Source organism: Tenacibaculum profundicola (genome assembly GCF_057220795.1).
This window is the reverse complement of the sequence record NZ_CM170137.1, coordinates 1196617-1211787: the sequence shown is the minus strand read 5'-3', so window position 1 is coordinate 1211787 and position 15171 is coordinate 1196617. Positions and strand designations below refer to the sequence as shown.

Genomic DNA, 15171 nt, shown 5'->3' with positions numbered 1-15171 from the left:
ATTTTAGTTTTATTGATTTACTATTAATTGATCATTATTAAATATTCCATAAGCTTTTCCTTGTAATTTTTGGTTAAGGAAAATACTGTTTTTTGAAGTAGAAAGTATGTTTTGTTCAGTAAACACATATTCTCCTTTGGGGGTAAATAACGTTAGATCAGCTTTTTCTTCTTCTTTTATAGCAGTTAATTCAATGCCGAAACGCTCTTTAGGGTTTTTAGATAAACACCTAGTAATCGTTTCCAAATCTAAAATAGAATTTAAAGCACCGAAAGCACTCTCTAAACCAATAGTTCCATCTTCAGCAGTTGAAAATTCTACTTTTTTATACTCAATGTCAATAGGATTATGGTCGGTTGTAATGATATCAATTACGCCTTCTTTAACACCTTTTATAAGTGCAGTAACATCTTTTTTTGTTCGTAAAGGTGGATTTACTTTTTTGTTTCCATCAAAACCATGTAATTCGTCATCAGTCAAAAGTAAATTGTGTATAGCCACGCTACAAGTAATATCTAGGCCTTTCTTTTTGGCGTCTTTTATAAGTTTTACGGATTTTTCTGTTGAAATAGTTGGAATGTGTAATTTACCACCAGTATACTCTAATAAGAAGATATCACGTGAAACTTGCAGTTCTTCCGCTAAAGAAGGGCTTCCTTTTAATCCTAAAACAGTACTGTTTACTCCTTCGTTAGCTACACCATCACCAGCAATAAATGTATTTTTAGGAAAACTTAAAACCAGTCCTTCAAAGTTTTGAGCATATAGTAACGCTATTTTTAACAGATTGTCGTTAGTAACGGGTTTGTTATAATCGCCAAAAGCAATGGCACCAGATTGTTGCATGTCAAATAACTCCGCCATTTCAACACCTTTACTTTGTTGTGTCAATGCACCAATAGGATGTAAACGAGTTGCAAAACCATTGGCTTTATTAATCATAAACTCAATAGCAGCTTTGTTTTCGGTAATTGGGTGTGTATTTGGGTTGACTGCTATATTGGTAAAACCACTTTTAGCAGCTACTTGTAATCCATGTTTTAAGGTTTCTCGTTCTTCATAACCTGGTTCCCCTAAAGAAACGCTCGTATCAAACCAACCTGTAGAAACGTGTAGATCTTCTAGTTCAACTACTTGGTATTCTGGTTTTTTTGAGATGTTGGTGTTAATCTGAGTAATGATTCCATTTGTAATTAAGATATCCTTTATTTGATTGTGAAATGGACTTGAAGGGTCTATTATTGTAGCCGATTTTAGCAGCGTTGTCATGGTTTGAAGAATTTTAATATCAAAATTTCAAAGAACAAAGATACAATGGAAAGTGCTAAAAACCATTTCCAAAGCCATTGAACTTCATTTTTTTTATGGATATTTTCTAAGGTTTCTTTTACAGAGGTTGATACATCAATGTTATCTAGTTGGTTTTCAATTTCATGTATAGGCAAGTAATGTAGAGTGCTTTCTTCTTTAGGATAATTAAAAGCGATACTTTTTAAAGTATCATTTTGTTGTTTTATATAATGAAAACCAGCTTTCAATGGTCGGTTGGTGGTTGTCAGTCTTACTTTATTTTGATACACTTGCTGTAATGGGATAAATGATTTTTCAGTATTACTGATCGATAAAACTGCTTCTTTACCCAATTGTTTATTGATATCTATATGATTTGTATTCCCAACGATATAGTAAAGCTTTGAAAGTTGCAAACTCTGCTTACCTATATTATAAAAAATGGGAACGACAATAGGAGAGTTGGTAAAATTACTGTTTTCTTTGTTTAAAGATGAAGCCACCCAAAATAAATTAACATCCGATGATTTAATACGGGTGATAAAAGGTAATTTGTTTTGAAAAGATAAAATATGATTAGATTTTTTGAAAGTAGCTTTATAAAATGTAGCAACGCTTGGGTATTGAAAATTACGAACTCTTTTTTCAAAAACATTATTAAAAATAGGATGACTAAAATTGATGTCAGTAATTTTCAAACTATCTTTTTGTTGCTCTAAAACACGTCCAATATTTAAACGATCAAACAGTGTATTGTAGGATGAAATAGTAATATTGTCACTAGGAATAATGATTAAATTCCCTCCTTTTTTAGTAAAATCGACCAAACTAGCGATGAGAGTTTGCGGTAAATTTTCAATTTCATTTAAAATAATAAGTTCCTGTTTCGGAATGGTGTTGTAATTGATATGCTGGGTTGAGGAATATTGATAGTTAAATTCATCTTTTGTGTAAATCTTGGGTAAAAAAGAGGCTTGCTTGCCTATAGCAAGTACATTAATTTTTTCGTTAGAGGTTAGGGTAAAATAAAATGAATTATCAAATGAAAAAGTATCATTGAAGTTAAGGGAGATTTTACCCGAAAACGTAGATGATTTTTGAATAGAAAATATGACCTTTTGGGTGTTGTTTTCAGAAATGTCAAACGTTTGTTTGTTAATGAGCTGATTATGGTTATAAATAGCAATCGGAACATTGGTTTTAGCAGTTCCTTGATTGTTAACGATAATGTTTACCTCAAAATTAGTAGAACCATTGTCACTGATATACACGCTGTCAATAGCAAGGTTATCTTGTAATTGTGGCGTTAATTGAACAAGTGACACCTTTTCTTTAAAATTAGTGAAAATAGATTTTGGTGTATTTTGAAAATCGGAAATAATAATATTTTTTGCACCAGAAGCATATGCAAGAGTTTCGCTAGAAACTTTTAATAAAACATCTTTTAAACTTTTTCTCTCTGCAGTGTTTTTAATTTTTAGCAAAATATTTTTCAACTCAGAAGCTGATTTGTTGCTGTAAAAATGATCATTGGTTTGTAGCGAATAACTTGTTTGATCTGATAAGTTTTCTATTAATTCCTGTGCAGCGATTTGAAGCAAGTCTCCTTTTTTACCTTTTGTATTCGTACTTAAAGAGTTATCCAAATAAACAAAAAAGTGCTGTTCTTTGTCGGCTTCTCTAATACTAAAGTAAGGTTGCGCAAAAGCCAAAATTAAAAAGGTTAGAAGCAGCAAGCGCATCGCCAAAATCAACCACTTTTTAATACGAGAACTTTTACGAGTTTGCAATACTAACTTTTTCAAAAAAGCAACATTTGTAAAAGGGACTTTCACGAATTTTTGCAATTGAAAAAGGTGCACCAAAATAGGAATTATTAAAAGTGCTAAAAAGTATAAGACTTGAGGATATTTAAATTGCATATTTTTTTTAAAACTAATGGTAAAAATAACTAAAAACATCTTTAAAAAACAAACAAGTTAAAAATATGTTAGAACTGATTTCATTTTTCTGTTAAAGATTAAATTTTAGTATTTTTGAAGGATGACTACAAAAGAAAGTGATTGTTGTATCCCGAAAAAACTCCAGAACAAACACAACCGGTGTTCAACGCTTATCTTGGATACAGTAAACATGTCAGAAGACTACCGAAATGAGGCAATTGAAAACGTCTATTTAATTGATAAATAGTGTAAAACAAGTACATGAAAGTAACACAAATTCCTTTTAAAAACACGGGGTTTTTCTCTAAAACAATGCTTGATTATCTAGAGGAACAACCGGAAGTGCAAGCCTATTATCATAACTTTCCCTCTATAGAAGGTTTTGAGAAACAGATTAACATCAAAAAGACTTCTTTCGCTGGGAAAACGAGAGAAGTTTTGGTAACTGCGTTACAAAAGCAGTATACGAATGTTACCGCAACACAGAATACCTTAAAAAATATAGAAGCTTTACGGTTAGAAAATACGTTTACAATTACGACAGGGCATCAATTAAATTTATTCACGGGTCCGTTGTATTTTTTATACAAGATTATATCTACTATAAATTTATGTGAAGTATTAGCAGATAAGTTTCCCAATGAGAATTTTGTACCTGTCTATTGGATGGCTACAGAAGATCATGACTTCGATGAAATTAACTATTTTAATTTTAGAGGAAAAAAAGTACAGTGGAATTCTAAACAAACGGGTGGTGTAGGGCGTTTTTCTACAAAAGGCTTAGAAGAAGTGCTACGCATTTTTTCTAAACATCTAGGCACTTCTAGAAATGCCAACTATATCATTGAGCTTTTTGAAAAGGCTTATGTACAGCACCATAATTTAGCAGCAGCTACTAGGTTTATTGCAAATGAGTTATTTGGCACCTACGGTTTGGTTATTCTTGATGCGGACGATTCAGAATTGAAACGTCAGTTTATACCATATATATCGAGAGAATTGGAAGAGCAAGTATCGTATAAGAAGGTAAACGAAACCATTAACGGATTAGGTGAAAACTATAAAATACAAGTAACGCCAAGAGAAATTAACCTTTTTTATTTAACCGATGAAATTCGTGAGAGAATTTTGTTCGAAAATGGAAGGTATAAAGTTAATAACACCGATGTATCTTGGAGTCTTATTCAATTACAAGAACATATAAAAGAATGTCCAGAGCGTTTTTCACCAAATGTAATTATGCGCCCATTATACCAGGAAGTTGTTTTACCAAACCTCTGTTATATAGGTGGGGGAGGAGAATTAGCGTATTGGTTGCAATTGATGAATTATTTTGAAGAGGTGAACGTGCCGTTTCCAATACTCTTATTAAGAAACTCAGTACAGATAATATCAGAGAAACAAGCAAAAAAACTTGCTAAATTAGGAATAAGTGAAGAAGAATTGTTTCTAAAACAGAACGATTTACTCAAAAGAAAAGTTTTAGAAAATGCTGAGATAACGGTTGATTTTTCAAAACAAAAGGAATTTTTACTACAACAATTTATCGGTTTACGAGCAGTTGCCGAGAAAACAGATGTTTCCTTTATCGGAGCAGTAAACGCACAAGAAAAAAAACAACTGAAAGGACTGCAAAATTTAGAAAAACGTTTGTTACGTGCTGAGAAGCGCAAACAACAAGAATTAGTAAACGGAATAATCCAGTTACAAAATGATATTTTACCGAATCAGAGTCTCGAAGAACGTCAGCGAAATTTTTCCGAATACTGTTTAGAGTACGGTCCGGATTTTATAACTCTATTAAAAGAGAACCTGCACCCGTTAGATTTAAAGTTTACACTGGTAACTATGTCATAAAATTGGAAGTATGAAAACAACTTTGATAGAAGTTGTATAGCACATCGCTTTTACTGATTTTCTTTTTGTTTCTTTGCACAAAGAAAAAATAGCACCCGATAGCTAACAACCGATAATAAGTACCCATGAAATCATTACATCCAAAAAACGCACATATTAATGGATATGATTTTTCTTTTTTAGCAGAGAAATATCCAAAAATTAAGGAGTTTATTATTGAAAAGTATGAAAAAGAAACGATAGATTTTTCAAACCCGATTGCTGTAAAAACCTTTAATAAAGCCTTATTATCTGCATATTATAATATAGAGTATTGGGAGTTTCCAGAGGCCAATTTATGCCCACCAATCCCTGGTCGTATTGATTATATACATTATCTAGCTGATGTAATAGGGAATGCAAAGGAAGTGACGGTACTTGACTTAGGAACCGGGGCAACATGTGTTTATCCATTATTAGGAAATGCAGCATATCAATGGAAGTTTGTAGGTACTGATATTGATACACAATCGTTGTCTATAGCTCAAAAAATTATTGACAAAAATGCACTTTCAGACAAGATAGAGTTGCGATTTCAAAAAAACGAGAACCATGTTTTGAAAGGAATTCTTCATGAAGATGATTGTTTTACCATCACCATGTGCAATCCGCCATTTTATGCATCAGCAGAAGAGGCTAGGGGAGCAAATCGAAGAAAATCACGAAACTTAGGGAGTAATCCAGTACGCAATTTTGCCGGAAACTCTAATGAGTTATGGTATATTGGTGGTGAAAAGGCCTTTTTGCATACCTATTTATATGAAAGCTCACTGCACCCTGAGGCAAGTCAATGGTTTACCAGTTTGGTTTCTAAAAAGGAAAATGTTGAGAGCATGCAAAAATCAGCCAAAAAACTGGGGGCCGCCGAATTCAATATTATTCCAATGCACCAAGGTAATAAAGTAACTCGTATTGTTTGTTGGAGGTTTTAGTACCATACCATTTCTGTATACTGAAAAATTAGTTGAACATAGTCTTGATTGAGATAGAGTTTTTCATACCGTAATTTTCAATCATACCACATCTGAGGTTAATGTGTTGATCTTGATTGTTTATGGTGAATGCTGATCTATAGAAAACACACAAGTATAACTGCAAGGAAATAGTTGTGTAACTTTATCTAAGAATCGGTAGAATAGACGTTCTATTGCATAATTCGGGTTAAAGTAGTACCGTTTTTCAAAAAAATATATATTTATGAGTCTCAAAAATAAAGATATTTGAAATCTCAAGACAGAAAAAGAAATCCTTGACATATATATATTTAGAAGTAAAAAACAAGAATTACAAAAGAGATGAGATTCTTTTGATGACTTTACTATTTGAGTTATTTTAGCAGTATAACGACGTATTTTACATTCATATAAATAAGCTACAAGTGAGCTACAAAACGAAATGGAAGAAAGCATACTATTTGAAATATTAAGTAAATCAAAGTCTGAAAAGGAATTAATCGGAATTTGGCAATACGGAGAGGATAATGGTTTTTTAATGGGGTACGTTATTGACTTCAATGAAGATTTAGTTCTATTCCAACATTATACCAAGCAAGGAAAAAAAGACGGAATTATTACGCTCCAAGTTGATGGAATTAAAAACGTTGACTTTAATGATGACTATGCGAAAGCAATGGAATGCTTAATTGAATATTCAGACATAATTGACAAACAGCCTGAATTCAAATTAAAACTGAATAAAACTGAAGATTGGCAAATGGAACTGATAAAACAATTATCAGAAAATAGCGAGACTATTGTCAGTTTAGAAGTGAATAGTAGTTATTATTCAGGATATGTAACCAGAGCAACCGAATCTGATTTTGTTCTGCATTGTGTTGGTAAAATGGGAGAAGATGAAGGAAATGTTGTGTATCGAATTGAAGATGTGACTGAATTTAAAATTCACGACTTAGACGATCGAAAAAAAGATTTACTGTTTAAATGGAGAAAAGCCAGTTTGTAAACATGGGTAACTGTAATTAGTCGATAGCAGAAATTAACCTATGAATAAGCAGAACAGATGGTTATGCCGAATGTTAATATAGCATATAGAATTGAAAGAATTAATCACCAAAATAAAAAACCGTATTACACTAAGCACAAAAGCTGAAGAATATCTCTATGCCATTTCCAAAGAAAAAACCGTTTCTAAAGGAGAGATTTTAATTAGCCAAGGACAAACGGTGAAAAAAACTTTTTTCGTAACCGATGGTTGCCTACGGTCATACTGTACTGATAAAAATGGGAAAGAACATACCCTACAGTTTGCTATTAAAGATTGGTGGATTAGTGATTTTATTGCTATATACAATAATGAACTCGCAACACTTACAGTAGAATGTATCACAGATGCAAACATCATTGAGTTTAATGCTAAAGAACTAGAAAGAATACATTCACTGTTTCCTGAATTTGAAGCCTTTCAACGGAAAAATTTAGAGCGTCATATAGTTAGTTTACATAAAAGAATTTTAAATCAATTGCAATTAACTGCTCCGGAGAGATACGAATTATTTCTTGAACAATATCCCGATATAGAGCAATATACACCCAACTATCACATTGCATCTTATCTAGGAATCACGCAACAAAGCTTGAGTCGTATTAGAGTAAATAAAGTAAAAAAGTAGTTTTCTTACCATAGGGTAATTTTTGTATAAATCCTCTATATTATTTTTGAATCAAATTATTAGAGACAAAGTTATGTTTAAAAAATTATTAGGTATTGCTCCAAAACTTGAAGCAGACGGATCTTACAGTCCATCCAAACTCGCATTAAAACTAGCTACAGTTAATAAAACTGACTTTGAAAATATTTCATACAATAAATATCACGGTAAGAGGTCTAAAATTTTGGTGATTTTTACGGAAGAAAAAAATCTAAAAACAAAAAATAATAAATTGTTTTCTAGTGGAAATCATCCAGTAGAATCGCTGTTACCTATGCTTCATCTTAAAAATGCAGGTTTTGATTTTGAAATAGCGACACCAACCGGGAAGCCTGTAGTTTTTGAAATGTGGGCCTTTCCTGAAAAAGATGCACATGTGAAAACTATATACAATGAATTTAAGTCGAGATTTGAGCAACCGACGAAACTAGAAGATTTTATAGGTTCTTCATTTTCAGATGACTCATCCTATGCGGCTGTGTTTATACCAGGTGGTCATGGTGCCATGCTAGGAATTCCAGAAGACAAAAACGTAGGTGCAATCTTAAATTGGGCTCATAATAACGATTTGTTTACGATTACGATTTGTCATGGTCCAGCTTCATTATTGTCAACAACTTTAAACAACCAAAAATTTCTTTATGAGGGGTACAAGATGGCGGTATTTCCTGATTCAGTTGACAGAAAAACACCTATGATTGGTTATTTACCAGGACAAATACCTTGGGGTGTAAGCGAGAAATTGAAAAGTTTAGGAGCCAACGTTGTGAATACGAAGTCAGATAAAACTGTTTGTTTGGATAGAAAACTCATAACCGGCGCAAGTCCTTTAGCCTCAAATGAACTAGGTAAATTGGCTGCTGAAACGTTATTAAAAACTTTAAATTAAAAATAAATATGGAATTATTAGACAAATTAAATTGGCGTTACGCTGCAAAAGCAATGAATGGCAAAAAAATTTCTCAAGAAAAAATAGATAACATTTTAGAGGCGATATCACTAGCACCAACTTCAAGTGGCTTGCAACCTTTTGAAGTCTTTGTAATTACGAATCAAGAAGTAAAAGAAAAAATCAAACCAATTTCATGGAATCAGTCCGTAATAACAGATTGCTCGCATTTATTGGTATTTGCAGCTTGGGATACCTATACCGCAGATCGAATTAATAAAATGTTTGATTTAACAAATACTATTAGAGGGTTTAAAAATGAAGGTTGGGAAAATTATCGTCAAATGTTATTAAATAGCTACCCTCAAAAGGATGCTGAGGAGAATTTTAATCATGCAGCAAAACAAGCATACATCGCTTTTTCACAGGCAATAGCCGCTGCTGCATTTGAGCAAATAGACGCTACTCCGCTAGAAGGTTTTGACCCCGCTGCACTCGATGAAATATTAGGTTTAAGAGAGAAGGGATTACGAAGCTGTGTTATGTTGCCATTAGGTTATAGAGACGCTAATAGCGATTGGTTAGTGAATCTAAAAAAAGTTAGAAAAAGCAGAGAAGATTTAGTCACAGAAATTGATTGATAATAATTACCTATAACTAATCATATGGCGTGCCGATAGGCTAACGCTATATGATTGTTGTACACATAAACAAAACATATAATACACTTACCACAAGCACCTTAACTGAGGTGTTTTTTTATGTCCAAGATTTAGTAAACGAATTATAAATAAATAGTAGGTTCTTCGACACCTTAAAAGCGGAAAAGTTCTTTGACATAATTGTGGTAAGTAAATTATAATAAGCGTTTATAAACGTATATAAACGTTTATAAAACGGTTATTTGTAAACATATTATTATCTTTTAACATGATAAATTCTTTGGGATGATATTCATGTTTATTTCATATAGAAGTATAAACACAGGGGAAATCAATGAAATTTTAGTAATTAGATGTTAAACTTAAACCTAGATATACAATCAACCCTAAAAACACTTTTAATCTCAGCGCTATTTACTTATATTTGAAAGGTAAATATGCGCAATTGCGCATATACACTAGTTGTAGCTAATTACTTAAAATAAAATATGAAAAAACAAATAATTTTAATCCTACTATTGATAAGTTCAATTACATATGGACAAAACTTTTCTGAAAAAGAAATTATTGGAACTTGGACAGTGGAAAAAATATCTGGAGACTTCCCGAATATGTCTGCTGAACAACAAAAACAAATGGATGCACTAAAAACTGCATTTTTAAAATCTTCATTTGAATTTAAAAAAGACAAGACATTCAATTTCAATATTGACTTTATGACAGAGTTAAACGAAATGATGCAAAATGTTCATTGGAAATTGGACTCAAATAAAACTGAAATAATAATTCAGGAATGGAAAGACAAAGACACTGATAAGTATCATTTAATGGGAATTAATGTATCTAATAGAAATGGAAAGATTTACTTTATGATGACTGAATCACCTTTCATACTTGAAATGAAAAAAAACTAGCTACAACACGGTGTATAAAACATAGCTAATAAGTGCTTAACCGTAAGGTTTGTGTATATTTAGAAAGTCCGCCAAATTTTTAATTTGGCTTTTAAAAAGAGAAAATTAAAAACAAAATATAAAAATTCGGCTCTGTGTTTATCCGAAAAGCTAGTGTCTTTTTAAACGCTACGTTTCATACACAAGTTCGTTATGCGCAAGCAAAAAAAACGAGAATTGATTAAATCGATTTACTACATTTTACTGATTTTAGGATTAATAGGAATACCATTATTTGAGTTTTTCGCCTTTAACTCTATGGTCAGCTTAAAATACGAAACGAAGGAATTGACTGATTGTATTTCTCTCGTTTCTGGAATTGACCTCTGTAGAACGATAAAGGTTTTCCATTTATTAGCGATTATCAGCGGACTGACTTTTATCGGATTATTAATATTTAAGAAAAGAATTTTAAAAGACTTGAAAGATTGACGGACGAATTTACACCACCAATAAAAGAAAGAACAACGCAAGAATTACTAGAAATAGTAGGAGCGCCAGATAAGTGGAACCCAAAAGCTGTCAGATTTGCGAAAAATGAATTAATTGTACGAAAAGTTGAACCGAAAAAAATAGAAACTGCAAAATATCTTTCAAAAAAGAGAGACAAAGTTGAAAAGAAAATTAAGGCAAAGGAAAGTTATCACGTTTGTGATTTTATCTTAAATCCATTTCCGACTTTATTTGAGATAGTATTTTCGTGGGAACTTAAAAAAGACGGATTTCCTCGAAAAGCGAGACAACAAAAATACTTCCGAATTGTAATTGGAATAATAACACTAATTTGTATCGGATATTCTTATATTATCTGAATGAATTGGAATAATAGTACGCAGAAAGCCAGCGCATAACAATGGCTATAATTAATACGGGTTTGGTGCTTAGCCCAAAAGTAATTGCTATTAAACTAAGTCCGCCAAATCTTTTGATTTGGCTTTAGAATAAAAAAATAAAACAAAATAAAAAGTTTTGGCTAAGTGCTTAATCGGAAATTCAGTAGTTTTAATTCCCGTAATAACCATAGCCGAGACGTTGCCAATAATAGACTCACTCTTCTCAAACAAAACTTAATGAATAAACCTTTTTACCTTATTTTATTTTTTATTTCATCCATTTGTTATTCTCAAAATTCAATTTCTGGTCTTGTTATAGACAAAAATAATTCGCCTATTGAATTTGCTAATGTTTTTATTCAAAATGTAAAAACTGGTAATGAAACGTTTGGCTCAACAACAAATATTGATGGAACGTTTCTTATTTTATTAAATGAAAATGATAATCAAAATGAATATAAAATTACTGTAAGTTTTATTGGGTTTGAGGCTTGGACTAAAATAATGATTATAGATAAAACTATTGATTTAGATAAAATAATACTAAAAGAAAAGTCTTCTGAGTTAGAAGAAGTTATAATAACTTCAAAAACACCAACAATAATAAAGAAGCAAGATAAAATCATTTTCAATGTACAGAATAGCCCTTTAAAATCTGGATATGACGGAATAGAATTATTAAAAAACACACCAACCGTTTGGGCAGATGGTAGCGAGAATATATTAATTCGAAACGAAACAGCTACGATTTTAATTAATGGACGAAAAGTGAATATGTCTGGAGATAATTTAACAAACTATCTAACTAACTTAAACTCTAGTGCTATTAAAAGCATAGAAATTCAAACAGCGAAAGGCGCAAATACAGATGCTACATCAACTGGTGGTATCATCAATATAATTTTAAAAGAAAAATTACTAGGGTTTAAATCTCAAATTAATTTAGGTTATGTTTTTAAAAGAGAAAACTATTTCTCATTATACCCTAGTTTAAATGCAAGTTATGGTTCTGATAAATGGAATATTTATGGTAACTATAATTTAAGCATCAGAAATGATTATAAAGAACTAACAAATGATGTCTATTTTAATGATTTGAATAGGCTAAACAAATCTGAGAGAATACAGAAAGACAATACAAACAGAAACAGTTTTAAACTTGGTTTCGTAAGAGAAGTAAATGAAAACCATAATTTAGGAATAGAAGTTTTTGGAAGTTTTTATACAAACGATTATTCCGATTATGGTAATGCCTTTTATTATCTAGAAAACAGCTTAAATGATAAAGGAGTAAATAACACATTTGGTGATACTGATAGAAATAATATTAATGGAGTTATTAATCATTCTTGGAAAATATCACCAAAAGAAAAACTAAACACATTTATAGACTACTCTACTAGCAAATCTAATGATAACAATAGAGTAACTACAACTTATGAAGAATCTACATTTGAAGACAATATAAGCACTTATAATTCAAACACAAAAACTACGACTTATGCCATTCAAACAGATTATTCGAAAATTTTAAAAAATGATACAAAATTAGATTTAGGAGTTAAATACACACTTTCTAATAGAGACAATAGCTTATTGCCACAATTTTTTGAAAATACTGATTTTGTAATAAACACAGAGCAATTATCAAATTTCAATTATCGAGAAAATGTATTTGCCACATATTTTTCATTTGATAAAACCTTTAAAGAAAAAAATTATTTTAAAGTTGGAGTTCGTTTGGAGAATACCGATTTAAACAAAACTAATTACATTGACAACTCTAGTATTAAACAAAATTACACTTCCTTTTTTCCTTCATTTTATTTTTCAAGAAAAATAGCACCTTTAAAAACAATATCGGCTAGTTATTCTAGAACTTTGAGAAGACCTTCTTTTCGAGATTTAAATAATGATGTTATAAAAATTAATGATTTTCAATTTGTATTAGGAAATCCTGATTTACAACCAGAATTTATAGATAAATACGAGTTAAGTTATCAACTCAAAAAAAATAGCATTGCTCTCTTTTACAGCAAAACAAATGAAGCTATAAATGGTGTGTATTTTTTAGAAGAAGATATTGCTTATTATAAAAAATTTAATGCAGGCTCACAGCTTCAATATGGTATAGATTATAGTACTTCTACCAAAATAAACGATTGGTGGTATTTAAATTTTTCTTCTTATTTATTCAATCGAAAATTTATTGATGAACAAAATGAATCTATGTTTGAAAAAGCAACTTTAGGAATTAAATTTTATAATAATTTTAAAATTAATAAAACTACAAGTCTTGACCTTTCAGCAAAGTATAGGTCTCCAAAATCAGATGCGTTTTTCGAAACTTCTGAATATTACAGTTTTGATTTCGGGTTTAAAAAATCATTATTTAATAAAAAAGTATCTTTGAGAATTGATATTAGAGACATATTTAACTCTTTAGAGTACAACAACAAAAGAGAGTTTAGTAATTATAGAACAGTTGCAAATACAAAACCAATAACTAGATTTCTGTATTTAAGAATAGCTTATAACTTTTCTAATAATGGTAAAATATTAGGAAAGAAAAATAAATCTAAAAATGATAATTATAACAGGTTGTAGAATATTAAAAACACAACTACTATTGGCAACAATGGCTATAATTAATACGGGTTTTAGTGCCTAACCCAAAGTTTAGTGTATTTTTATGAAGTCCGCCAAATCTTTTGATTTGGCTTTAGAACCAAAAAAAGATAAACAAAATAAAAATTTTTGGCTAAGTGCTTAATCGGAAATTTATTACTTTTAATTCCCGTACTAACAATAGCCGAGACGTTAGCAAATATTGAGAATGAACGAAATTTTAGTTGAAAAAAACGAGGAAAAAGAGCTTCCGGTACCTCACATTTGGAGACCTACTTTTAAAGCAATTGCTAATGCTTTTGTAGAAAAAGATTACAGCCTCAAATCAGAAATCAAAAATGTAAATCCAATTTCAGTAGAAACTGCGGAGCAAATCAAAGAATACATTGAGGATTATGGAGAAGAGTTGATTGAACTTCCTAATGAAGCTTGGAACTCCTCAGTATATATCTGTTATGGAAACTATTGGAATATTCTAATTGACCTATACACCAAAAATGAAGGATTAAGTGACTTAGTTCTTAATGCAGAAATTCGGGAAAGAGACAATGAATATATAATTGATATTAAATCAGTATTTGTACCATAAATAGAAAAAAGATGAAATACGGAATAGTTTCCATAATATTAGCTTTGGCTGGAATTTCATTTGTTATTTGGTTTAACATTGAAATTTCGGAGTTGTTTAAAGCTCATTTTTTAGAACAGATTGGACAAAACAAAATGGATTTGAATCCAGCAGTATACACAACTGGAAAAGGATTTAAAATTATTGCATTTGTAATAGCTACAATTGGTATTATACTCGGAATAAAAGCTTTAAGAGAAATTAAATGGATTGGAATTATTGGAATAATTTTATCTGCTTTTCTGAGTTTTTTGGCATTCTATCCGATGTGGAAATACTTTGTTCAGGATTTAGCTATCGATGTTAATTTTGCGAGTTAAAAACATTTGCTAACATTGGCTATAATTAATACGGGTTTTGGTGTTTAATCCAAAAGTTAGTGTATTTTTATAAAGTCGTCAAATCATTTTGATTTGACTTTTGAATAAGAAAAAATAAAAGCAAACAAAATGCTTCGCCTTAGTGCTAAATCGGAAAGCCTCAGCTTCCCTATTCCCGCACTAATCATAGCCGAAGCCGTTATGTATGACCGCTCTGAATGGTTTTGAAAACAAATAAATTCCAATTTGGGTGGATAGAGGATAAGAACAAAAACTAAAAATTGCTTACTATAATGAATGAGAATAAGACTGTAATTTTGTAAGCATTTATAAAGATTTTAGGATTGATATTAAACGATAAAAATTAAGGTCAGAATTATAAAACCTATTTTTTATCTTTGGTTGAGTTAGTTTTGTATAAGCCAAGTGTAGGCTTCGGCTTTTGTACAAAGTTTCTTTAA

General features: G+C 30.8%; 14 protein-coding genes. 12 read left to right on the top strand and 2 right to left on the bottom strand.

Annotation, left to right across the window (positions count from 1 at the left end; genetic code table 11):
* Nucleotides 1–9 precede the first annotated feature (9 nt).
* Both AC2TDS_RS05040 and AC2TDS_RS05035 read right to left on the bottom strand, forming a co-directional pair.
* Nucleotides 10–1269, bottom strand: coding sequence for a dihydroorotase (locus AC2TDS_RS05040; RefSeq protein WP_484738028.1), 1260 nt, complete (start codon nucleotides 1267–1269; stop codon nucleotides 10–12).
* Nucleotides 1266–3212, bottom strand: a complete 1947-nt coding sequence (locus tag AC2TDS_RS05035; RefSeq protein WP_484738027.1) for a BatA domain-containing protein — start codon at nucleotides 3210–3212, stop codon at nucleotides 1266–1268. Before AC2TDS_RS05035 ends, AC2TDS_RS05040 begins: the two co-directional genes overlap by 4 nt.
* Nucleotides 3213–3494: 282 nt before the next feature.
* On the opposite strand from AC2TDS_RS05035, the gene bshC reads away from it, so the two are divergent.
* From bshC to AC2TDS_RS04975, 12 genes are all read left to right on the top strand, one after another.
* Nucleotides 3495–5090 carry a bacillithiol biosynthesis cysteine-adding enzyme BshC gene (gene bshC, locus AC2TDS_RS05030; RefSeq protein WP_484738026.1) on the top strand — a complete coding sequence of 532 codons (1596 nt, stop codon included), beginning with the start codon at nucleotides 3495–3497 and terminating at the stop codon, nucleotides 5088–5090.
* Nucleotides 5091–5215: 125 nt separating this feature from the next.
* Nucleotides 5216–6061: a 23S rRNA (adenine(1618)-N(6))-methyltransferase RlmF gene (gene rlmF / locus AC2TDS_RS05025; protein WP_484738025.1), complete on the top strand. Its 846-nt coding sequence runs from the start codon at nucleotides 5216–5218 to the stop codon at nucleotides 6059–6061.
* Nucleotides 6062–6524: 463 nt separating this feature from the next.
* Nucleotides 6525–7091 (top strand): hypothetical protein, encoded by a 567-nt coding sequence (locus tag AC2TDS_RS05020; protein ID WP_484738024.1) that lies wholly within the window; start codon nucleotides 6525–6527, stop codon nucleotides 7089–7091.
* A 91-nt stretch (nucleotides 7092–7182) separates the two neighbouring features.
* Complete coding sequence (locus AC2TDS_RS05015; RefSeq protein WP_484738023.1) at nucleotides 7183–7758, top strand: Crp/Fnr family transcriptional regulator; 576 nt, start codon at nucleotides 7183–7185, stop codon at nucleotides 7756–7758.
* Between the two features lie 73 nt (nucleotides 7759–7831).
* Complete coding sequence (gene hchA / locus AC2TDS_RS05010; protein WP_484738022.1) at nucleotides 7832–8686, top strand: glyoxalase III HchA; 855 nt, start codon at nucleotides 7832–7834, stop codon at nucleotides 8684–8686.
* An 8-nt stretch (nucleotides 8687–8694) separates the two neighbouring features.
* Nucleotides 8695–9327, top strand: a complete 633-nt coding sequence (locus tag AC2TDS_RS05005; RefSeq protein ID WP_484738021.1) for a nitroreductase family protein — start codon at nucleotides 8695–8697, stop codon at nucleotides 9325–9327.
* Nucleotides 9328–9836: 509 nt separating this feature from the next.
* A complete protein-coding gene (locus AC2TDS_RS05000; RefSeq protein WP_484738020.1) occupies nucleotides 9837–10262 on the top strand; it encodes a hypothetical protein in 426 nt (141 codons plus the stop codon).
* Between the two features lie 192 nt (nucleotides 10263–10454).
* Nucleotides 10455–10733 carry a hypothetical protein gene (locus tag AC2TDS_RS04995; protein ID WP_484738019.1) on the top strand — a complete coding sequence of 93 codons (279 nt, stop codon included), beginning with the start codon at nucleotides 10455–10457 and terminating at the stop codon, nucleotides 10731–10733.
* A complete protein-coding gene (locus AC2TDS_RS04990) occupies nucleotides 10730–11113 on the top strand; it encodes a hypothetical protein (RefSeq protein ID WP_484738018.1) in 384 nt (127 codons plus the stop codon). Before AC2TDS_RS04995 ends, AC2TDS_RS04990 begins: the two co-directional genes overlap by 4 nt.
* A 258-nt stretch (nucleotides 11114–11371) precedes the next feature.
* Nucleotides 11372–13741 carry a TonB-dependent receptor gene (locus AC2TDS_RS04985; RefSeq protein ID WP_484738017.1) on the top strand — a complete coding sequence of 790 codons (2370 nt, stop codon included), beginning with the start codon at nucleotides 11372–11374 and terminating at the stop codon, nucleotides 13739–13741.
* Nucleotides 13742–13970: 229 nt separating this feature from the next.
* Nucleotides 13971–14351, top strand: coding sequence for a DUF7668 domain-containing protein (locus tag AC2TDS_RS04980; protein ID WP_484738016.1), 381 nt, complete (start codon nucleotides 13971–13973; stop codon nucleotides 14349–14351).
* 11 nt (nucleotides 14352–14362) lie between these two features.
* The gene (locus AC2TDS_RS04975; protein ID WP_100925489.1) at nucleotides 14363–14710 is read left to right on the top strand and encodes a hypothetical protein; all 348 of its coding nucleotides are present in this window, start codon (nucleotides 14363–14365) and stop codon (nucleotides 14708–14710) included.
* Nucleotides 14711–15171 lie beyond the last annotated feature (461 nt).